This window comes from Trinickia sp., from assembly GCF_051953405.1.
Lineage (GTDB): Bacteria > Pseudomonadota > Gammaproteobacteria > Burkholderiales > Burkholderiaceae > Trinickia.
Genome location: NZ_JBQCIV010000125.1, coordinates 136,120 through 156,818, shown reverse-complemented (window position 1 = coordinate 156,818; position 20,699 = coordinate 136,120). Strand labels below are relative to the sequence as shown.

The window sequence follows — 20,699 nt, the reverse complement described above, 5'->3', positions numbered from 1 at the left end:
CGTCGAAACGACCGCATGCCGGACGGAGACCCTTGAGTGTTTTTTTATGACGACAATTAAATTCAGGATTTACGCCGCTTTTATTGCGTGCGTCGCGTTAATGGTTGCCATCGGTTTGTCTGGACTAGTCGGTGCATGGCGAATCGCGAAGAATAATGAGGAGTCCTATGCGTCCGCGACGGTGCCGATTGTGCAACTGTCCAAGGTCCGGGCCGAGCAATTGAGGGTGCGCGTCGCGCTGCGGCGCATGCAGGCGTTGCGTACCGACACCAGCGTTCGCGAAAGCCTTCCGGGGTTGGAGAGGCATTTGACAGCGCTCGATTCGACGTGGAAGGACTACGCTCGAGGAAATTTCAACGATACGAACGAACAGGCTGCCGTCGCGGCAATCGAGCGGCAGATACCGGCTTTCAAGGCGAGCGTGGAAGCCATCGCCGCGATGCTCAAGGCCGATAACTTCGACGCGGCAGACAGCGCGGTGGCGTCGGCGGAGGCCCAGTCCAATGCGCTGGGCGCCGCGCTCGAAGAGGATGCCGCCGTCAATGCGAAGAAGGCTGAAGGCTTTGCGAACGACAGCAAATCGACCTTCGACGAGGTCCTATGGGCCAGTATTGCCTGCATTGCAGTTGGGGTCCTGATTGGCGTGGGCGTATCGATCTACATCGTGCGTGCGATTACGTCTCCGCTGGGCCAAGCTGTCGATGTCGCCGAGCGAATCGCCGACGGCAAGCTCGAGAACCGAATTGCAGCGTCGAGCCGCGACGAGTTCGGAAAGCTGCTGGATGCGTTGAGAAAGATGGATGGTCAGCTCAGCAAGACCGTACGCGAGATCATGGCGAGTTCCGAGACTGTCAACCTAGCGGCCGACGAAATCGCGAGCGGCAACGCCGATCTGTCCGCGCGCACGGAAACGCAGGCCGCTTCACTGGAAGAGACCGCGTCGAGCATGACCGAGTTGACGGAAACGGTGAAGCACAACGCCGACAATTCCCGCGAGGCAAATGCGCTGGCCGCGAATGCGACTTCGATGGCCGATGCGGGCAATCAGGTCGTGCAGAACATGGTGGGCACGATTGCACGGATCAGCGAGAGTTCGACGAAGATTTCGGAGATCACGGGCGTGATCGAGGGCATCGCGTTCCAGACGAACATCCTGGCCCTGAACGCCGCGGTGGAGGCGGCTCGGGCGGGCGAGCAGGGGCGCGGTTTCGCCGTCGTGGCGTCGGAGGTGCGAAGCCTGGCGCAACGCTCGGCCGCTGCCGCGAAGGAGATCAAGGATCTGATCGGTACCTCCGTCGAGATGATCGAAGACGGAGCGAGGCAGGCGGCCGATGTGGGCACGACGATGGAAGACGTCAAGAATGCCATTCGGCGCGTTGCGGAAACGATCGGAGACATTGCAATCGCTTCCGACGAACAAAGCCGTGGAATCGAGCAGGTGAGTCAAGCGGTCGTACAGATGGACGAGGTGACGCAGCATAACGCGGCGCTGGTCGAGCAGGCCGCGGCCGCCGCTCAATCGCTGACGGAGCAGGCCGCCAAGCTCCGAACGGCGGTGTCTTCATTCCGGCTCGAGTAGGGCGGAACGGAGGGCGATTGCACCGCGACGGCTTAGTGACGGCTCAGTGACGGCGCCTGCTCGAGCCGCGTTGGAGGCGCGGCGCGGTTAGCCGCGGCCGCGCGATCCGTCGCTGCCGAAGCCCGTGCCCCAGCCGCCGTAGTGTCCGTCCGAGCCGTAGACGGCGTGCGGCGCTATCGATGCACCGGGCGGACCGCCGCTCGTGGACGTGCAGCCTGCAAAGAACCCGATGGCAAGCAGGGCGGCGATTCCTTTGAGGATTCGTCTGGACGGGGAGGATAATGACGATGTCATAGCGAACTCCTATTCGTTGCGTTATTGGCCCCGCGGGGCGCCGGGATAGGGGTACGCGCAAATAGCGGGCCCTCGCCCGGGGCGATGGTGCGCTTTGGGCGTCCCATGCAAAACCTGTGGAATGAATTGTCGTGTTCGGACCTTAAATTTCACTGAGCTGAAGATGAGAAAACGGGTACGACGTCGGCACGGAAAATCCGCGATCCCTTCTGCCGCCGCAACCATCGAGGGCTCACGACATGCGCATCGGTGGACCACGCAGTCCAAACGCCGTTTGTCACATTGTCGTAACAATTAAGCAGTTGCATAACGAAACCGACGCATTGCAAGTCGCTTCGCCGCCAATGTCGACGCCAATTCTTCGCACGATCTGGCTCAAGTTCCCATTGCACTCTGCCGTTATCTCCGTCGTAGCGGTATCGCTTGACATTCGCTTTGTGCGAACTCTCGGAGACATATGGCAATGCTCGGAACCATTCGCGGTCGGATCCTCGCGACTTGCGTCGCAATCGTCGTCACTGCCCTCGCGGTGACAGGCGGGCTCCTCTATTACGTCGTCAAGATTCACAACGACGAGAGCATCGACCAGAGCTTCAAGGCGATCTTGACTGGCCAGGCCCTCGCCATCGACGGATGGGTCGAGAGCCGTACGCGCGAAACGCAAGCGCTGGCGGATACGATCGCCGTGGGCGAGGGCGATCCCGTGCCGGCGTTGAAACTGCTCGCCAAATCGGGCGGCTTCGAAGTCATGACGCTAGGCTTGCCCGATAAATCGGCGTTCTCGAACGTGCCGCTTGCCCCGACCTACGATCCGACGGCTCGCCCCTGGTACAAGCAAGCGGTCGCAGCCGGCCATCTCATCGTGACCGGGCTGTATCGCGACGCTTCCTCCGGCAAGCCTGCCGTCGCTTTCGCGGTGCCCATTATCCGTGACGGCAATGTGAAAGCCGTCATGGCGGCGAGCCTGTTCATGCAAAGCGTGAGCGAAATCGTCACGGCGGTGCACCCCACGCCGGCCAGCTTCGCGTTTCTGGTCGACGAAAAGGGCGACGTCATCGCTAGCGCGAAGACCGATCTCATCATGAAGCCGGCGACGAACATGGCGCCCGAGTTGACGCCGGAAGCATTGAAAGCGCTGCAGAACGCTTCGGAGTCCTTGGTCGTGCACATCGACGGTGCGGCGAAGCTGCTTCGCGCGCAGCCGATCAAGGGCAGCGACTGGAGCCTCGTGCTGGCGTTGGACAAATCTGACGTCACGGCCGGGATGCGCGCCGTCGCGACGACGACGCTCGTCGCGATCGTGCTGGTTGCGTTGATCGCGGCGGCGCTCGTCGGCATGTTGACGAATGCGGCCTTCAAGCGCGTGCTGCTCGTGCGCGACGCACTGACCGACGTTGCGAGCGGCAGCGGCGATCTCGCCCGCCGGCTGCCCGTCAACGGCAACGACGAGGCATCGCAAATCGCCCATGCTTTCAATTTGTTCGCCGAAAAGATCAGCGTAATCCTCAGACATATTCGCGATTTCAGCGAATCGGTCAATGTAGCGAGTGCCGAGATCGCGCAGGGCAATCAGGATCTGTCGAGCCGCACCGAACTGGCCGCATCGAATTTGCAGAAGACGGCCGCCGCGCTCGAAGAGATTTCGGGAACGGCGCGCAATTCCGCCGATGCCGCCACCCAAGTCAGCGAACTCGCGGAATCGGCATCGAACGTCGCGATGCGCGGCGGACGCGTGGTGGGCGACGTCGTATCCACGATGGACGCTATCACCAAAGCGTCGACCGAAATCGCCAATATCATCGGCGTGATCGACGGCATCGCTTTCCAGACGAACATCCTCGCATTGAATGCAGCCGTGGAAGCGGCGCGAGCCAGCGAGCACGGCCGCGGCTTTGCCGTGGTGGCCGGCGAAGTGCGTGCGCTCGCGCAGCGCAGCGCACAGGCGGCCAAGGAAATCAAGCAGTTGATCAGCTCGTCGGTGGAGCGAATCGAGGCTGGCTCGAGTTTGGTGCAAACGGCCGGCGCGACGATGGATGAAATCGTCGAAGGCGTGCGCGGGATTACGAACGTGATCGGCGAGATTTCGGTGGCCGCCACGGAGCAGAGCACCGGGCTCGGCCAAGTCAATCAGGCGCTCGCGCAGCTCGACAACACCACGCAGCAAAACGCTGCGCTCGTCGAGCAATCGGCCGCGGCCGCCCAAATGCTGCGCGAGCAAGCCGCAAAGCTGGCCGAAGCCGTGGGAGAGTTTAAGCTGTCGGCTTAATGTCGCCCTTGCGTTACGCCGGCTAGCCTCGGGCCGGCAAACGCATATCGGTAGCGCTTTTGCGACGGCTTACGTGTCGCTTAACGCTTCCTGTTGCGTGCATGACGGAGAACGGGCATATTGACGCGTGATCGTCGTAAAGGCGGCCCTCCGTCGTTTAGGACAGCTCGCCGGCCTCGCCGGCTCCGCGCCGACCTTCGAATGCATTCAATAACGTGTCATACGCGAGGCGACGCATGAGCGTGGTCGTTCTCCGAGCCATATGGGGATGGGTGGCCCGCCTTCGCGCAGGCCGCTTTGTGGCGCCGTTCGCCGCACTATTTTTCTTGCTTTGTTTTTTTTGGACCGAAACGCTGGCGGATTCCGCTTCGCCGCGTCAGGCCGTGCTGCGCGTGCTCGCTTGGCCGGGCTATGCGGACGACGATTGGGTGAAAGCCTTCGAAAGGCGCTTCCACGCCAGAGTCGAAGTCACCTTCGTCGATTCCGACGAAGCGCTATGGGCACGCATGAATAGCGCCGTGCCACCGCCGTACGACGTACTGGCGGCCAATACCGCGGAAATAGAACGTTATGCGCGTGCGGGGCTGCTCCAGCCGCTCGATCTTTCGCTGATACCGAATCGCGGCGGGCAGCAGCCGTATTTCCAGAAGCTCGATGCGATACGCGGGCTCGTGAACGCGCATAGTGCCTACGCGATTCCGTTTACCTATTCGTCGATGGGGCTCATTTACGATCGCAAGCAGATCGCAGTCGCACCGCATTCGATGCTTGCGCTTTGGGATCCGCGTTATCAAGGTAAGGTACTCGATTTCAATAGCGCGCAGCACAATTTTTCGTTGACGGCCTTGGCGCTCGGCTATGCCGATCCCTTTCATCTCTCGCCCGAGCAGATGCGCACGGTCGCGCACAAGCTCGTCGAATTGCGCCGCAACCTGCTCACCTATTACACGCTGCCCGAGGAGGCGACCGCCCTATTCACCCAACATCACGCCGCCCTGATGTTCGGCAATTACGGCACGCAGCAGGTCGAACAGTTGCGCCGGGCCGGGGCCGACGTCGGTTATGTGATCCCGGACGAGGGGGCGCTCGCATGGCTCGATTGCTGGGCCATCGTTACGCGAACGGGCAATCGGGAGCTGGCCTACGATTGGATCGACTTCATGCTCCAGCCGGCGATCGCCGCGCAACTGACGCAACGGGAAGGGCTGGCCAATACGTTGACGCCGGTGCCTGGCGAGCCTTCCACCGGGCGGCAGCGTCTCGTTTGGATCCAGCGTGTGGAGAGCATCGGCCAGCGAGAGGTGCTGTGGCGGCGCATCGAAGCGGGCGATCGGCTCGGGAGTTTTCCGAAATGATCAAGCTCGGTCTGACCTCCCGGCTTTCGGTCTTGCTGGTTTGCATCGGCGTGGCTGCCTCGGGGGCGACCGGCTATTACGCCTATCGTGCCAACCGCGCGATGATCATGCAGGAAGCGGAGCGCAGCTTGTTGACTTCGACGCAGTTGCTGAGCCAGCGCTTCACGGCGGCGCTGGGCGACGTCGGCGCCGATGCGCTCGTGCTGGGCACGATGCCGTCCGCCGTTGCGGTGGCGCGCTCGGATCAAGGTTCCGATGCCGGCCGCGCAAGGCTCGAACAGGTGTTCCTGCGCTTCATGGCGCACCACCCCGAGTACCTGGAGATCCGTCTCATCACGCGTTTTCGCCATGGGCTGGAGCTGATTCGCGTCGAGCGCGGCGCGAATGGCGCGCAAGGCGCCGTTGCCGTTCCCGATAGCGAATTGCAGGAAAAAGGGCAGTTCGCCTACGTGTTCGATACCCTTGCCGTGACGCCGGGCGATGTCTATCTCTCCCCGATCGGCCTCGCGCCCGCGTCGGCTTCGGATGAGAGCAAGCAACGGCCGTCGATGCGGGTGGCTTCGCCGATCGTCGACGAGGAGGGGCGCAAAGTGGGGGTCCTCGTCATCGATGTGGATTTGACGCAGGTGTTCCGGCGGCTGGAACTCGATTTGCCGGCGGGCTATCTCGTCTACCTCGCGAACGAATGGGGCGACTTTCTCATTCACCCGGATCCGAGTCAGACGTTCGGCTTCGAGCGCGGCCGGCGGGTGCTGATGCAAACGAGTTTTCCGGCCACCCGCGCGATGTTTGAAGGCGGCCGTACGACGCTGACGTTCGATGGGACAGGGCAAGGGGATTTAGCGTCGGCGCATGCGTTTGCATTCGTGCGGGCGCCGTTCGGCAATGTCGCGGGAAACCGTTTTGTCGTGTTGGGGCTCGGGCGCGCCATGGCGAACGTGCTCGTTTCCGCGAACGCGCTAGGCGCCCAGATCGTGCGTATCGTGCTGATCTTCAGCGCCGTCGCGATCGTTCTGGCGACCCTGTTCGCCCGAGCGTTGGCGCGCCCGCTGAGGACGCTGGCCCATGCGGCGACGCACGTATTCGACGATTCGGCCGTCGAGCGATTGCCGATCCGGCGCTCCGACGAGATCGGCGTGCTTGCGCGCTGTTTCGACGTCATGCGCGCGGAAATTCATTCGCAAATGAAGACCCTGCAAACGAAGCAGCAGGAACTGACCCATCTTGCGGGACACGACGTACTCACTGGCTTGCCGAATCGAATGCGATTCATGGAGCAGCTCGAAGCGTCGATTCGACTCGCGTCGGCCGACGGCGAGCGCCTTGCGGTCATGTTCGTCGACCTGGACGGCTTCAAGCAGATCAACGATCGACTGGGGCATTCCGCCGGCGATCGAACGCTCGCCATCGTTGCGCAGCGCTTGCGCGCGGTTTTGCCCGAGCGCGATGTCGTGGCCCGCCTCGGTGGAGACGAGTTCATCATCCTCGTGTCGGGCGTGCGCAGCATCGAGGCGATCCATGAGACGGCGGAGCGCGTTCAAGCCGCGCTGAACGAAGTGGTCATGCTCGGGGAGCATCCTGCTGTGGTGGGCGCGAGCGTAGGGATCAGCGAATTCCCGGTGGACGGCGACCGAGCCGAGGAACTATTGGCGAAGGCCGACGCCGCGATGTATGCGGCGAAGACATCGTTGCATCGGTCCTACGTTCGTTATCAAGAATTGACGGCAAACGAACCGTCGGCCGACTACGATGAAGTGAGCCGGCGCGCGTAATACGATACGTTGTGAAGATCCGAATAGGGCGCCGGCCGCTGACAGGATGGACCGCTTCATGGGCGAGCGCTAGGCTAGCCGCTGTGCCCGTGCCATGAATCGACCAGCCACTCGACGCGCTTTTGCACGAGCGGCACGAACGTCTCGGCCCAGAACGCGCCGCTTACGATCCCGCTGCTCATGCCGCCCCTAGCGAATCTTCGAATACTTACGTTCGATCGCGCATCCAAGGGGTGACCCGTGAGCGCGAGAAAGGCGGCCCGGACGATCGCATCGATTGTCTGCGGTTGCTCCGGTAATGGAACATGACACAGCGCCTGGCGCATCTCCATCCATAAAAACGGATCGCCTCGCAAGCCCCACTGCCGCGGTGCCGGGTCGAAAACATCCGACACCACAGCCCAATGTCGCTCGATAGGGATGCGGCACGCGCGTGCAGCGAGGCTTCGTAGTAGAGGCCGGAAGCGGTCGGACCAGAACTCGCGATTCGACGCGCCGCACGCGGCGATCGGAATCGCCGCCGTGGCGTTGCCCGTGATGGCCACGAACGCGCAAGACAGCCGTTCTTCGAAGTCGACGCCCGAGTCGACGTCCGGGTCGTGGTACGAGTCCGAGCCAAAGCAATCGAGCAGGCGGTCGAACACCACTTGATTGCCGTCGTACGGTTCGAACAGCGTTGGCGTCTCCGCAGCCATTTTTCGCATGAGCTGCGCCAGTGTCCGACGACGCTCGAGTAGCAAAAAGTGAAGGTCGTCGCGCCCGGGATGCCGGCTCGCCGCGATGTCTCGGGCGCTCTGGTGCCGATCGTTGGTTCTCAGCGTCGGGTCGGCGCCGAGGGCCAGGAGCTTGCCGACTACCGCGAGGCTTGCGCCATGCCACGCAGCTTGATGAAGCGGGGTGTAGCCCTTCGGTTCGCTTGCGCAATTCACCCCTTCGGGCTGCTCGGAAAGCCATGCCAGCAATTCGCTCCATTGGCCCTCGTACGCCAGCCTGGCGATTAGCGACTTCATTAAATCCCGGCCTTCGGCGCGGTCAAGATCAGCCTAAGCCCGAGCGCCGCGATCGCGCCTGCGGCAATCCGATCGACCCACTGCTTCGCGCGCACGAGCACGAAGCTCGGCCCGGGAATCATGGCGCCTAACCATAGCGCGACTAGAATGGCGAAAACGGCAGCTGTCGCAGTCATCGAACGCTCCTAGAAAGAGAGAAAGGGCTCGCAAAATGCGATTCTAAGCCGTCGATCGCACCCTGCGATAGCCATAAGTTCTGGCATCATGCCTCGTGGTGAATAAAGCGGGAAACGCGTTCTCTTTTGTTCGCGCTCCCCGCGCAATCGGCAATACGCAGGTTAAGAGCGGAAGGTAAAAGACATGACAAAATCCACCAAGGGGTTGCGGCTCGCGGAGGTATGGTTTCAGCGTGCGCTATGGATCATTGCGATCGTATTCGCGGGTTTTTTGATCGGATTGGGTGGGCGGATCGTCGACGATCTGCCGCGCGTCGAGAATGCCCCTGCCCGCGACACGTTCGTCGACCAGCAAGCCACCGCGCCGCTGCAACAGCGGCTCGCCAAAGTTCGAGCGGCTCTGACGGCGAATATGGATGCGACCGATCAAGCGTCGCTGCTGCTCACCGCGGCCGAGCAAGACACGCAGCAGGCGCGCGAAGCCTTCCGCACGACCATTGCCACGCGCCATGCCACCTCGAACGCGGAGCAAGATCCCGCCGTTATCGCGCACGCGCAAGCGCTCGAGGCGGCCACGCAACGCGAGCGTACCGCGCAGGCGCGGATCGATACCTTGAAGCAAGAACGGCTGACGCTGGATCGCGAGCGCGACACCGTAACGAGTTCGCTCGCGACGCTGGGCGCACAGGCCGACGACCGCTACCAAGCTTCGTTGCGCAAGTTGGAGTTGCGCGTCTTCGGCATGCGCCTGCTCTTTACATTGCCTTTGCTGCTGATCGCGGGATGGCTATTCGCTAAGCAGCGTCGCAGCCGCTATTGGCCATTCGTTTGGGGCTTCATTTTCTTTGCGCTGTTCGCCTTTTTCGTCGAACTGGTGCCGTATCTGCCGAGCTATGGCGGTTATGTTCGCTACACGGTCGGGATCGTGCTGACCGTCGTGCTGGGCCGCTATGCGATTCGCGCGCTTTCGCAATATGTCGAGCAAAAGCGAAAGGAGGAAGCGCAACCGGGCGTGACGCGACGCGAATCGCTCGATTTCGTGAAAGCCTATGCACAGATCGTGTCCAAAATCTGCCCCGGCTGCGAGCGTCCGATCGATACCGCCGATCCGCACGCGAATTTCTGTCCCCATTGCGGGATTGGCGTGTTCAACCTCTGCACGCACTGTCAGACACGAAAGAACGCGTTTAGCCGCTTCTGCCACGCATGCGGCGGATCGGAGGGGGCTTCGGCTTAGCCTGACCCTCGCTCACGCCAATCCATGCCGAAAGACCGGCACGATCGACGCGACTAGCAGGGCCGCCATGCTCCAATTGAACGCGCGCAACGCGCGAGCGCCCGACAGAAATCGCCTCACGCCGAGGCCGAATGCGGCCCAGATCGTAATGCTCGGCAAGTTGACGATCGCGAACGAGATCGTCAGTAACGCGGCGTTGATCAGTAAGTTGTCGTTGAGGTGAAATGCCGTGACACCGCTGACGGCCATCATCCACGCCTTGGGATTGACCCATTGAAACGCCGCGGCTTGTAGGAACGTCATCGGCCGCTCGTTGGCCTCGTCGACCGAAAACGAACGGGACGTCGCAATTTTCCAAGCGAGATAGAGCAGGTACGCCACGCTAGCGATTTCCATCGCGGCGTACAGCGCGGGCACGCGCGTAAAGACTTGGCCGAGCCCCAATGCGATCGCAATCATCATGATCATGCAGCCGCACGTAATGCCGAGCATATGCGGCAGCGTTCGGCGCAAGCCGAAATTGACGCCCGACGCGAGCAGCATCGTGTTGTTCGGCCCCGGCGTGATCGACATGACCAAGGCAAACATCATGGCGGCCGGGAGGGCGGTGTACGAGAGTGAAAGTGGCATTGCGCCTCGCGAATCGATCGGAAAGGGAGTCTGTCGGCAATAAAGTCTACGTGCAGCGAACCGTACAGTACCGATACAGATTGCGAGTTAATTGGCGGTACGGTGCAGGCCTATCCAGGGCACGGAACGTGCTGCGACCCCGATGCGTTCGATCGATTCGTCACGACCAACCCGCACGAGAGGGGCCGGCCCGTTGGGAGGCTCCGGGAGAGAAGCGATGGCTGAACTCACACCCTTGGCGTCCCCCGTTTTGCCGGGAGACATCCCCGAATGGCAGCCGCATCTTGCGGTCGTTTCTTGGAGCGCCGTCTTCGCGGGCGCGGTCGCGGCGGCGGCGTTCGGATTGATCTTGCTCACGCTCGGTGCCGGACTCGGGCTCGCGGCACTTTCGCCCTGGCGTTCGGCTAGCGCGAGCGCGGCCAAGTTCGGCATTGCCGCCATCGTCTGGGTGTGCGTCACGCAGATTTTGACGTCTGGGCTCGGCGGCTATCTCGCCGGGCGATTGAGGCATCGATGGCCGGCCGTGCACGTCGATGAAGTCTATTTCCGCGATACGGCGCATGGGTTTCTATCGTGGGCGCTTGCGACGCTCGCAACGGCCGCGCTCTTCGCTGCGATGTTGCCCGCGGCCGAACATGCAGGGGGACAAGCGGTGGCGAAAGCGGCGGCATCGGCGGTCATCGATCGAGGCGATGCGAACGCCGCGATGAATCGATGGCCCGTCGGCTACTACGTCGATGCGCTGTTCCGTCCACCGGCTTCGGTATCCGCCACCACCGCCTCCTCATCCTCCACTGCCGCGACATCGTCCGCCTCCGCGGCCGCTGCTCCAGCGATTTCGGCCCCTGCTTCGAGCGCCGCACCGAGCGCCGCGTCGAATGCGTCGGCGCCCGTCGCCGCCGCCCCTTCGGCGACGGCGGGTGGCAGCAACGCCGCCGCCGGTACGATCGTCACACCCGTCGCAACACCGGCGCTCACCGCCTCGGCCGCTTCGGAGCCCCCCGTCGCAACGGGCGAACCGGTGCCGAGCGGCGAGCCGCCGAAGCGCGAAGTGGCGCGAATCTTCCTGAACAGCTTGGCGACGAACGACGCACTCTCGGCCGCCGATATCGCTTACGTGGCCAGGATCGTGTCGCGCTACACCGGCATGGCGCCGCCAGCCGCCGAGGTGCGCGTCGCTGCCACCTACGCACAGCTTCAGCAAAAGATGGTCGCGATCGAAGGGGCGGCGAAGGACGCGGCGAACAACGCCCGGCGTGCAAGCGTATTTGCCGCGCTGTGGCTCTTCGTGTCGCTTTTGATGGGTGCGTTCTCGGCGTGCTTTATGGCCGTCTTCGGGGGACGCCTGCGCGATGTCTGATCCCGCGCCGAACGCCGCCCGAACGGTACGGAGGATTGGCGATCGGGGAGAGGATGGGTTTCATCCCCAATCGGATTTCAAATCGAACTAGGAGGCCGCATGCGCTCGATTCTGCTTTATTTGCTTGGTGTACCGATTCCGATCATCATCTTGATCGCGTTGCTTTATCACTAGCTAAGACAAAGCGATGAACGGCGCAGTCGCCAACGGCGCTGCGCCGAGCACGGTTCGCCTTCAATCGGGATCTTCCGTGAGCTTCTTTTCCAGGCTCATGAAGATCCGCTGCGTCTGGCCTTTCGCGTGCAGCGCGAATAGGAGCAGCGAGCGTCCCGTGACTTGATAGACGTCGCCCGATTCGAATTCGGGCAGTTCTTCACGCACGGGCACGTTCGTGTCGATGAGACAACTCCATTGATCGCTACCGGGGATGTCGGGCAATTTGAAGTCGACGATGTCGTGATGGGCGTTGAGTACGATCAGCAGCGTCGCGTCGGAAGCCGGCTTTCGAATGCCGCTCGTTTGCGCGCGGCCGTCGATGAGCAAGCCGAAGCACCGCATCGAGGGATCGCTCCAATGTTCTTGCGTCAGTTCGGTCCCAGCCGGACTCATCCAGCGCACTTCGCTGAGCTGCTGCCGTTCGTCGAATTGGCCGGTCAAGAACCGATTGCGGCGCAGGACCGGCAGCGTATGACGCAACGTCGTCAGCTTGATCGTGAAATCGCGCAATGCTCGCCCGTCGTCGTCGATCCCGGCCCAGTCCACCCAGCTTATTTCGTTATCCTGACAATAGGCGTTGTTGTTGCCGCGCTGCGTGCGCCCGAACTCGTCCCCGGCAACGATCATCGGCGTGCCTTGAGAGAACAGCAGTGTCGCGAGCAGATTGCGCTTTTGACGCTCTCTCAAGTCCCGAATTTGCGCGTCGTCGGTCGGGCCTTCGGCGCCGCAATTCCACGATTTGTTGTCGTCGTGCCCGTCGCGATTGTCTTCGCCGTTGGCTTCGTTGTGCTTTTCGTTGTACGAGACGAGATCGTTCAACGTGAAGCCGTCATGGGCCGCCACGAAATTCAGGCTGGCCCAAGGGCGCCGGCCGCGCCGGTTGAACTTGTCGCCGGAACCGGTGATGCGGCTCGCGAGTTCGGGCGCCATGCCGTCGTCGCCCTTCCAGAAGGCGCGCACCGTATCGCGGAAACGGTCGTTCCATTCGGCCCATCCGGGAGGAAAGCCGCCCACCTGATAGCCGCCCGGGCCGCAATCCCACGGCTCGGCAATGAGTTTGACGCTCGAGAGCACCGGATCTTGCCGGCAACTGTGCAGGAAGCCGCCGCCTTCGTCGAAACCATACGGTTCGCGACCGAGGATCGTCGCCAGATCGAAGCGAAACCCGTCGACGTTCATTTCGACCACCCAATAACGCAAGCTGTCCGTCACCATCTGCAGCACGCGCGGATGCGACAGATTCAGCGTATTGCCCGTGCCCGTATCGTTGATGTAGTAGCGCTGCCGATCAGGCATGAGGCGGTAATACGATGCGTTGTCGATCCCGCGAAACGATAGCGTCGGCCCGCGTTCGTTGCCTTCCGCCGTGTGGTTGTAGACGACGTCGAGCATGACTTCGAGCCCGGCGTCGTGATAGCGATCGATCATTTCCTTGAACTCCGCGATCGCCCCCGCCCCTCGCGCGAAAAAACGCGGATCGGCGGCGAAGAAGCCGATCGTGTTGTACCCCCAGTAGTTCGTCAGGCCCTTGTCGAGCAAGTAGCTGTCGTTGACGAACGAATGAATCGGCATCAGTTCGATCGCCGTCACGCCGAGGCCTGCGATGTATTCGACGACTTCCTTGCGACCGAGTCCTTCGAAGGTGCCGCGCAGTCGGGGCGGCACGTCGGGGTGAAGTTTCGTATACCCACGCACGTGGAGTTCATAGACGATGGTGCGATCCCATGGCACGCGCGTTCGCGTCGGGTGTGTCCAAGAGAAGTTTTGATCGACGACGACACATTTCGGCACGAAGGCGGCACTATCGCGCTCGTCGAACGTCAGATCGTCGCCGTCGGCGCCGATCGTGTAGCCGAATACGGCAGGATCCCACGTCAACGAACCGACATGCGCTTTCGCGTATGGATCGAGCAGCAGCTTATTCGGATTGAAGCGGTGACCCGCCTCGGGCTCGTAAGGGCCGTGGACGCGATAGCCATAGACGGCACCGGGTTCGAGGCCGGGGACATAGACGTGCCAGACTTCATCGGTATATTCGGGCAACTCGATCCGTCGCAGCTCGCGTTGGCCGTGCGCGTCGAACAGACACAGCTCGACCTTCGTTGCGTTCGCCGAAAAAAGCGCAAAGTTCACGCCTGCGCCGTCCCAGGTCGCACCGAGCGGAAACGGGAGACCTTCGGCAATCGATGTCGTGGTTTGCATGGCGGTCCTCGGCGGTTGGTTGGCGCGAGAGCGGCGCAAGGTTCATTCCCGATGCTTCGGGGCGAGGGCGTTCTTTTATTTCTATAATGGCGAGCTTTTTTCATCGAACCAGAACGATGTCCGACGATATATCCCCATCATCCCAAGGATCTCAATCGCTCCCGCTTCACAGCGATCTCGCCTTCTATCGATTGATGGCCGACAGCTATCTTCGATTGCTCGGTCGCCCGCTGGTGCCCGGCGACCTGCCTGTGGGAGAAGCCGCGCAGTGGCTTTACGAGCAAGCCCCTTTTGCCGTCCTCGCCCACAACGTCGCACCCGATCCGGTCTTCATGTATGCCAACAAGGCGGCCCAGCAACGCTTCGGATACAGCTGGGACGAAATCACGCGGCTACCGTCTCGGCTCTCCGCCGAGGCGCCGAACCGCGAGGAGCGTCAGCGATTCCTCGAACGCGTGCAGCGGCTCGGCTACGAGACCGGTTACAAAGGCGTGCGCATCACCCGGTCGGGGCAGCGCTTCATGATCGAGGAAGCCACGCTGTGGCAGCTCGTCGATGACGAGGGCAATCTGCACGGTCAGGCCGTCGCGATTCCGAGGACGAGCGATATTTGAACGGAGCGTCCGGATTCGGCCATGCGCCCCGCGTGCCGGAATACGCGGGGGCGGTCATCTTTAACTTCCCCGAACGAGAAACCCATAGGTCAGCGGATCGCGCTCGTCGATGATCCAATTCGCGAAGCCGCAGATATACGCGCTGCCCTCGACTTCGGGAATGACGGCTTCGATGTCGCCGACCTTCGTCTCGCGCAGCACGCGCCCCTTGAAGATCGTGCCGACGATCGATTCGTTGACGAGTGTGTCGCCGGCCTTGAGCAGCCCGCGCTGATACAACTGCGCCACGCGTCCACCGGTTCCGGAGCCCGTGGGCGAGCGATCGACTTCTCGGTCTGCGAATACGCAGCAATTGGCCTGCGTGGAGCCGGGATAGCGGGGTGCGTTCGCGACGATCGTGCCGTAGATATGGTTGATCTCGGCAATCTCGGGATGGACGACCGGATACTTCGCGTTGGCCGCTGTTTTTACCTCGGCGCCGAACCGAATCAGCCGCTCGACGGCTGCTTCGCGAATCGGGAGATCGAACGGCGCGCCATCGACATAGAAATAGAACGCGCCGCCATAGGCGATGTCGCCTGTTACCGTGCCGAACGAAGGCGTATCGACCGCCACGTCGCGCATCCAAATGAACGACGGCACGTTGACGAAGCGCACGCTCGATGCGTGTGCACCGTCCCACTTCACGAACGCCTCGATGAACCCGCACGGGGCATCGATTCCCACACGCGTTTCGGGCTGAGCCCGTTGCACCCATCCCAGTTCGACGGCCGCCGTCGCGAGTGCGATGACGCCGTGTCCGCAGTGATCGCTGTAGCCTTCGTTATGGAGGAAGATCACGCCGAAATCGGCATTCGGCGAGACGGGCTCCGTGAGATAGCCCCCATACATATCGGCGTGGCCGCGCGGCTCGAACATCAACGCGCGGCGGATCTCGTCGGCGTGCTCCTTGAGCCACGCGCGCCGCTGGACGATGGTGTCGCCCGGCAAGCGCGGCAGCCCGCTCGTGACGATCCGAAACGCTTCGCCGCCGGTGTGGACTTCGACGGTGGAAATCGATCGATTCAGTTTCATGCGGCGCTCGCGTTCGTGGGTGAAGACGAGCAGCCTATCACTTCGCGTCCTTGCTGTACGGGGCGGGCAGGCCGTCGCGAATAACATAGACCGTTGTCGGCGCACCCTCGAGATCGCCATTCGCATCGAACGAATAGGTGCCGGCCACGCCCTTATAGTGTTCCTTCTTCAACTGTGCGATCAGCTTGGCTTTGTCGGTCGTCGTGCCGGCCTTCGTCATGGCATCGGCGAGCATCTTCACGCCGTCGTAGTAGTTGACGCCATAGACCTGCGGTTGCGTATGGTATGCGTCGAGATACTTCTTCAAGAAGGCACGGCCGGCTGCCGTCGAATCGAGCGCGACGCCGCCTTGCGAGCAATAGACGATCGATGCCGCGGGACCGGCCACTTTGCCCATATCGGCCGAGCAGATTCCGTCGCCGCCGAGCAATTTCGCGCGCAGGCCGCGCTGCAGCATTTGCTTGGCCATCGGTGCGCCTTGCGACGCGTAGCCGCCGAAGAAAATCACATCGGGATTCTTCGATTTGATCGTGGTGAGAATGCCGAGGAAGTCCGTGGCCTGCGAGTTCGTATATTCGCGGTCGACGATTTTCAGATTGTTCTTCTTCGCCGCCTTGATGAATTCTTCGGCCACCCCTTGCCCATAAGCGGTTCGGTCGTCGATCACGGCAGCGGTTTTGGCTTTGAGCGTCTTCGCCGCGAATTCGCCCATCGTGCCGCCGAGCTGCGAATCGTTCGCGCCGATGCGGAAGATATTGTCGAAGCCTTGCTTCGTGAGGTCGGGGTTCGACGCGACGGGCAGCATCGGTATGCCTGCGCTGTGATAGACGCGCGACGCCGGAATGGCCACGCCCGAGTTGTACGGGCCAACCACCGCCACGACGTTTTTGTCGACGAGATTTTGCGCGACTTGTACGCCGACCTTCGGATCGGCCTGGTCGTCCTCCGAAATCAATTTGAAAGTCACCGGTTTGCCGGCGATTGTCACGTGCTGTTCGTTCAATTCTTCGATGGCCAGGCGCGCACCGTTTTCGTTATCCTTGCCGTTCGCCGCTTGCGGGCCGGTGAGCGGTGCGGAATGGCCGATCAACACGTCTTCTTGAGCCTGTGCCGCCGTTGCAATACCGAGTGTGGAAATCAATGCAATGAGCGTAGCGAGATAGCGCATAGTCGGTTTTTCATGTCGGGTTGATGGAAAAACCAATGTAGTTCACATTCCGGGCGAACGACAACCGCACTATACCGAGCTGTGCCTGCTAGTGCGGGTAAACTCTGCGTCGCCGCGGGCCGGATAGGCAGCCTACGAATAGTGGTAGGTGCCATTTCGTCAGCGCGCCGAATGGTAATCGCATCGATATGATTTTTTGACGAGGAATAGTCATGCTTGGACGTTCGCCGAAATGGCTTCGTAAGTTTCCGCTTCCCTATTTGATCGGCATCGCGGCACTCGCGACCTTCCCGCTCGCATGCGGCGCGGCAAGCTTCGATTGCACAAAGGCGGCGACGGGTACCGAAAAGGCCATTTGTTCGAATCCCGAAGTGTCGCGCTTGGACAGCGAACTCGCGACAGCATGGCGCGGCGCGCTTGCGGGAAGCCATGACGCCAAGGCGCTCAAAGCCGGCCAACTAACCTGGCTGCACGAACGCAACGCCTGCGGCGAAGATGCGTCATGCTTGAGCGACCGCTATCGCGAACGGCTTGCGGTACTGGCGGGGGCGCCGCTCGCGCCGAACCGCTGGGATCAAACTTGGATGCTCGATACGGATAGCCCGTCGGTAGGCGGAACGTTGACGTTTACGGGCACGCCGCCGCGTTTGCATTTTTCTATCTCGGGGTATAACGGCGGCCATTTGGGAGACAACGAGGGCGATGTCGTGCTCCAGGGCGAGACGGCCGTTTATCGCGATTCGGACGGATGCAAGCTGACGTTCAAGCGCGAGCACGACAGCATTGCCGTGACCGAAGACAGCGGTCCCCTCACTTGCGGCGAAGCGATGGGCGTATCGTTCGACGGCAAGTATCTGACCTTTGCGGCGGCCAACGCCAAGCCGTCCCCGGACCTCGTCAGCCTGAACGTGCTGGACAACCGCAGCGAAAACGACGCAGCCCGCGCACTGTTAGGCGCGGACTACGACACGCTGCTTTCCACGATCAACGTCGGCGGCGACGTAGACGACCTAGATCGTCTCGGGGCCAAAGTGCAAAGCTTTTTCGTGCGCGGCCTGGCCACGTCGAATGCCGCTATCGTCATGCATCGCGGCAATGCGCTTTGGATCGGCTTGCTGGTGATCGATGCGAAGAACGATGTTCGGATGCGCTACTACACGAACGTGCCTGAATGGAAGAAGCGCGTGCCGAAGACGATTCTCGCCTGGCGCGACCAGATCGATCCGAAGCTGCCGACCGATATCATGCGGTGAGTCCCGCCTATCGCCGGCATTCAAGCTTTCGCGGTGGAGCGGCGGCGCCACTCGGCGAAATCGATGCGACCTAGACGCGCCGGCCCCAAAGGAACGAGCGAATGCGCCTCGACGCGTCCGCCGAAATAGAGCGCGTCGGGATCGCGAATCACTTCTCGTGTGTCGCCGACGGCCTTGAGATAACGTGCGACGATTTCGTCGAACGGCGCACGCTCCGGGCCCGCGATTTCGATGGTGCCGTTTCTCGGCTGAGCGATGGCCGCGTCCGCGACGGCCGCCGCGACGTCATCCGAGGCAATCGGCTGGAATAGCCCCGGCGACACCCGTACCGTGTTGCCGTTCGTGCAGGAATCGGCGATCCCGCCGATGAACTCCATGAACTGCGTCGCACGCACGATCGTGTACGGTACGCCCGATGCTTTGATCAACTGCTCCTGCGCGACCTTAGCGCGGAAATAGCCGTTTTCGGGCGTTCGATCCGTGCCGACGATGGACAGCGCGACGTGATGGCCGACGCCGGCTGCCGTTTCGGCGGCGAGAAGATGACGGCCGGACGTTTCGAAGAATTCGAGCACGGCGCGATCTTCGAACGAAGGCGAATTCGAGAGGTCGACGACAACCTGTGCACCGCTCAGCGCTTCGCGCAGTCCTTCGCCGGTTATCGTGTCGACGCCGCTTTTCGGGGAGGCCGCGATCGCATCGTGGCCGCCTTGGCGAAGAATAGCGACAGTTTTCGAGCCGATTAGGCCGGTACCGCCGATGACGACGATCTTCATGGTCGATCCTCCAGAGTTCGTTGGCGGCAAGGAACCGCACTGAGTCCATCGTAGGTGGGTGCGGGCGGTCGCGGTAGATCCGCGAATGCGCTCACGGTGTTGTCCTTTCGGCACCAATCGAGATCGCGCGTCGCCGAGCGCCGCCTTGTTGCCGGTCGGCCGTACCCTTTCATACCGCCATGCGCAGCGCGGCGGCGGCCCGCTGTGCCGCTCGCTCGATCTCGCCTTCGTCGAAAGCGGCAAACCCCATGACGAGCGCGTGCTCGCGACGCTGCCGCAGCGTGTATTTGCCCAATGGGGCCGCGTCGATGCCCGCGGCCGCCAGTTTCCGTATGGCGTCGGGCTCGACGTCGCGCACAAGACGGGCGGCCACATCGAGCCCGGCCCGGATACTCGAGACGTCCACCAGGCCTTGCCAATACCTGGCCGCGGCCGATTCGAACGCCTGCGCTCGGGCCGCGTAGATTTTCCTCGTCCGACGCACATAGCGATCGAAACTGCCTTCGCGCATGAAATCCGCGAGGACGGCTTGCGTGAGACCGTTTGCACCGCGCGAGGTGATCGACACGGCTCGCGTAAAAGGCTCGACGAGCCGCGACGGCAGCACGACGAAGCCGAGCCTGATCGCGGGAAACATCACCTTGCTGAATGTGCCCGCCATCACGACGTGCGCCTCGGCGCCCGGCAGGCTTCGCAGTGCGGGCAGCGGGCGCGAATGAAAGCAATATTCGCTGTCGTAATCGTCTTCGAAAACGATCGCGCCGGTCTCGGCAGCCCAACGCAAGAGCGCCGCCCGCCGCGCTTCCGACATGGGCACGCCGAGCGGGGCATGGCGCGACGGTGTGACGTAGGCGAGCACGGCCGAAGCGGCTTGGCGTATGCCATCGTGCACGCGAAGACCCTCGAGATCGACGGCGACGTCGACCATCCGCACGCCGCTCGCGTGCATGATTTGCCGTGCCCCGACGTAGCCGGGGTCTTCCATCCAGACCGACTCTCCAGGCTTCGTCATCAATCGCAAGCACAGATCGAGCGCATGTTGCACGCTGCCGACGATGACGATCTGCTCCCACGGCACGCTCACCCCGCGCGCGCGAGCCAGATGCTCCGCGATGGCGGCGCGTAGTGCCGGGAGTCCCCCCGCGGGGCTCTCCCCGAGCGTGAGCAGCCGCGAGCGGCGCAAATGACGCGTGTGAAGCGAGCGCCAATGATCGATCGGAAATAGGCGGATATCGCCGCGATGCGGATGAAACGGGCGCGACAGCGTGTCCGAGACGGCCAGGGGAAAAGGGCTGACGTGCGCTTCCAATCGTTTGATCCAGGGGGCGCGCGCCGCCCGCCCCGTTGAACCCTCGACGACGGTCTCGGACTCGCCAGTTGGCTCGGGACGGTGCGGTGGCTCGGGGAGCAGGCGGTTGACCCGCGTGCCGCTGCCCTGGCGGCTCTCGAGATAACCCTCCGACAGCAATCGCTCGTAGGCGCTTGCCACGGTGCCTCTAGCCAGCCCGTATTGCTGCGCGAGCGTGCGGGTGCCGGGCAGTAGGCTGCCGGTGGGCAGGCGGCCCGCGACGATCGCCTGCCGCAGCGCTTCGTACAACCATCGTTGTAGGCCTACCGTGGCATCGGGAGCACCGAGGAGAAGGGACCATACGACAGTGGGCCGGCCGCGTTCGGCCGGCTCCGTGAGGGGACTGCATCGATCGTTCATACGAAAAGA

16 protein-coding genes and 1 pseudogene are annotated in these 20,699 nt (G+C 62.4%); 8 read left to right on the top strand and 9 right to left on the bottom strand.

The genetic code is table 11. The annotated features are described in order from the left end of the window. Nucleotides 1–46 precede the first annotated feature (46 nt). Nucleotides 47–1,579: a methyl-accepting chemotaxis protein gene (locus tag ACTHN9_RS22420; protein WP_440538973.1), complete on the top strand. Its 1,533-nt coding sequence runs from the start codon at nt 47–49 to the stop codon at nt 1,577–1,579. A gap of 87 nt (nt 1,580–1,666) precedes the next feature. Here the strand turns inward: ACTHN9_RS22420 and ACTHN9_RS22415 are convergent, their stop codons facing one another. Further along, a complete protein-coding gene (locus ACTHN9_RS22415) occupies nt 1,667–1,873 on the bottom strand; it encodes a hypothetical protein (protein ID WP_440538972.1) in 207 nt (68 codons plus the stop codon). Between the two features lie 463 nt (nt 1,874–2,336). Here ACTHN9_RS22415 and ACTHN9_RS22410 point away from each other — a divergent pair, with 463 nt between their 5' ends. From ACTHN9_RS22410 to ACTHN9_RS22400, 3 genes are all read left to right on the top strand, one after another. Next, entirely contained in the window at nt 2,337–4,139 is a 1,803-nt protein-coding gene (locus ACTHN9_RS22410) for a methyl-accepting chemotaxis protein (protein ID WP_440538971.1), read from the top strand. A 236-nt stretch (nt 4,140–4,375) separates the two neighbouring features. After that, nucleotides 4,376–5,494: an extracellular solute-binding protein gene (locus tag ACTHN9_RS22405; protein WP_440538970.1), complete on the top strand. Its 1,119-nt coding sequence runs from the start codon at nt 4,376–4,378 to the stop codon at nt 5,492–5,494. Further along, nucleotides 5,491–7,266, top strand: coding sequence for a diguanylate cyclase domain-containing protein (locus tag ACTHN9_RS22400; protein WP_440538969.1), 1,776 nt, complete (start codon nt 5,491–5,493; stop codon nt 7,264–7,266). The genes ACTHN9_RS22405 and ACTHN9_RS22400 overlap by 4 nt, the downstream gene beginning before the upstream one ends. A gap of 74 nt (nt 7,267–7,340) precedes the next feature. On the opposite strand, the gene ACTHN9_RS22395 is transcribed toward ACTHN9_RS22400, so the two are convergent. Together ACTHN9_RS22395 and ACTHN9_RS22390 are read right to left on the bottom strand one after the other, a co-directional pair. Then, a complete protein-coding gene (locus ACTHN9_RS22395; protein ID WP_440538968.1) occupies nt 7,341–8,276 on the bottom strand; it encodes an ankyrin repeat domain-containing protein in 936 nt (311 codons plus the stop codon). Next, nucleotides 8,276–8,371 (bottom strand): annotated as a pseudogene (locus ACTHN9_RS22390) (LysE family translocator); the annotation flags it as partial. The pseudogene ACTHN9_RS22390 and the gene ACTHN9_RS22395, both read right to left, overlap by 1 nt. A 265-nt stretch (nt 8,372–8,636) precedes the next feature. Between ACTHN9_RS22390 and ACTHN9_RS22385 the strand changes: the two are divergent. After that, nucleotides 8,637–9,689: a serine endopeptidase gene (locus ACTHN9_RS22385; RefSeq protein ID WP_440538967.1), complete on the top strand. Its 1,053-nt coding sequence runs from the start codon at nt 8,637–8,639 to the stop codon at nt 9,687–9,689. A 12-nt stretch (nt 9,690–9,701) separates the two neighbouring features. Here ACTHN9_RS22385 and ACTHN9_RS22380 read toward each other — a convergent pair whose 3' ends face one another. Next, nucleotides 9,702–10,319, bottom strand: a complete 618-nt coding sequence (locus tag ACTHN9_RS22380) for a LysE family translocator (protein ID WP_440538966.1) — start codon at nt 10,317–10,319, stop codon at nt 9,702–9,704. A gap of 217 nt (nt 10,320–10,536) precedes the next feature. Here ACTHN9_RS22380 and ACTHN9_RS22375 point away from each other — a divergent pair, with 217 nt between their 5' ends. After that, entirely contained in the window at nt 10,537–11,679 is a 1,143-nt protein-coding gene (locus ACTHN9_RS22375) for a hypothetical protein (protein ID WP_440538965.1), read from the top strand. A 234-nt stretch (nt 11,680–11,913) separates the two neighbouring features. Here ACTHN9_RS22375 and glgX read toward each other — a convergent pair whose 3' ends face one another. Next, nucleotides 11,914–14,097, bottom strand: coding sequence for a glycogen debranching protein GlgX (glgX, locus tag ACTHN9_RS22370; RefSeq protein ID WP_440538964.1), 2,184 nt, complete (start codon nt 14,095–14,097; stop codon nt 11,914–11,916). A 194-nt stretch (nt 14,098–14,291) separates the two neighbouring features. On the opposite strand from glgX, the gene ACTHN9_RS22365 reads away from it, so the two are divergent. After that, nucleotides 14,292–14,711 carry an MEKHLA domain-containing protein gene (locus ACTHN9_RS22365; protein ID WP_440539049.1) on the top strand — a complete coding sequence of 140 codons (420 nt, stop codon included), beginning with the start codon at nt 14,292–14,294 and terminating at the stop codon, nt 14,709–14,711. Nucleotides 14,712–14,771: 60 nt separating this feature from the next. On the opposite strand, the gene lhpH is transcribed toward ACTHN9_RS22365, so the two are convergent. Continuing rightward, nucleotides 14,772–15,785 (bottom strand): trans-3-hydroxy-L-proline dehydratase, encoded by a 1,014-nt coding sequence (gene lhpH / locus ACTHN9_RS22360; RefSeq protein WP_440538963.1) that lies wholly within the window; start codon nt 15,783–15,785, stop codon nt 14,772–14,774. A 37-nt stretch (nt 15,786–15,822) separates the two neighbouring features. Next, on the bottom strand, nt 15,823–16,953 hold the full coding sequence (locus ACTHN9_RS22355; protein ID WP_440538962.1) for a branched-chain amino acid ABC transporter substrate-binding protein: 1,131 nt from the start codon (nt 16,951–16,953) through the stop codon (nt 15,823–15,825). Nucleotides 16,954–17,165: 212 nt separating this feature from the next. Here ACTHN9_RS22355 and ACTHN9_RS22350 point away from each other — a divergent pair, with 212 nt between their 5' ends. Further along, on the top strand, nt 17,166–18,206 hold the full coding sequence (locus ACTHN9_RS22350; RefSeq protein WP_440538961.1) for a lysozyme inhibitor LprI family protein: 1,041 nt from the start codon (nt 17,166–17,168) through the stop codon (nt 18,204–18,206). 20 nt (nt 18,207–18,226) lie between these two features. On the opposite strand, the gene ACTHN9_RS22345 is transcribed toward ACTHN9_RS22350, so the two are convergent. Further along, nucleotides 18,227–18,982, bottom strand: coding sequence for an SDR family oxidoreductase (locus ACTHN9_RS22345; protein ID WP_440538960.1), 756 nt, complete (start codon nt 18,980–18,982; stop codon nt 18,227–18,229). Between the two features lie 169 nt (nt 18,983–19,151). Then, a complete protein-coding gene (gene pdxR, locus ACTHN9_RS22340; RefSeq protein WP_440538959.1) occupies nt 19,152–20,690 on the bottom strand; it encodes a MocR-like pyridoxine biosynthesis transcription factor PdxR in 1,539 nt (512 codons plus the stop codon). Nucleotides 20,691–20,699 lie beyond the last annotated feature (9 nt).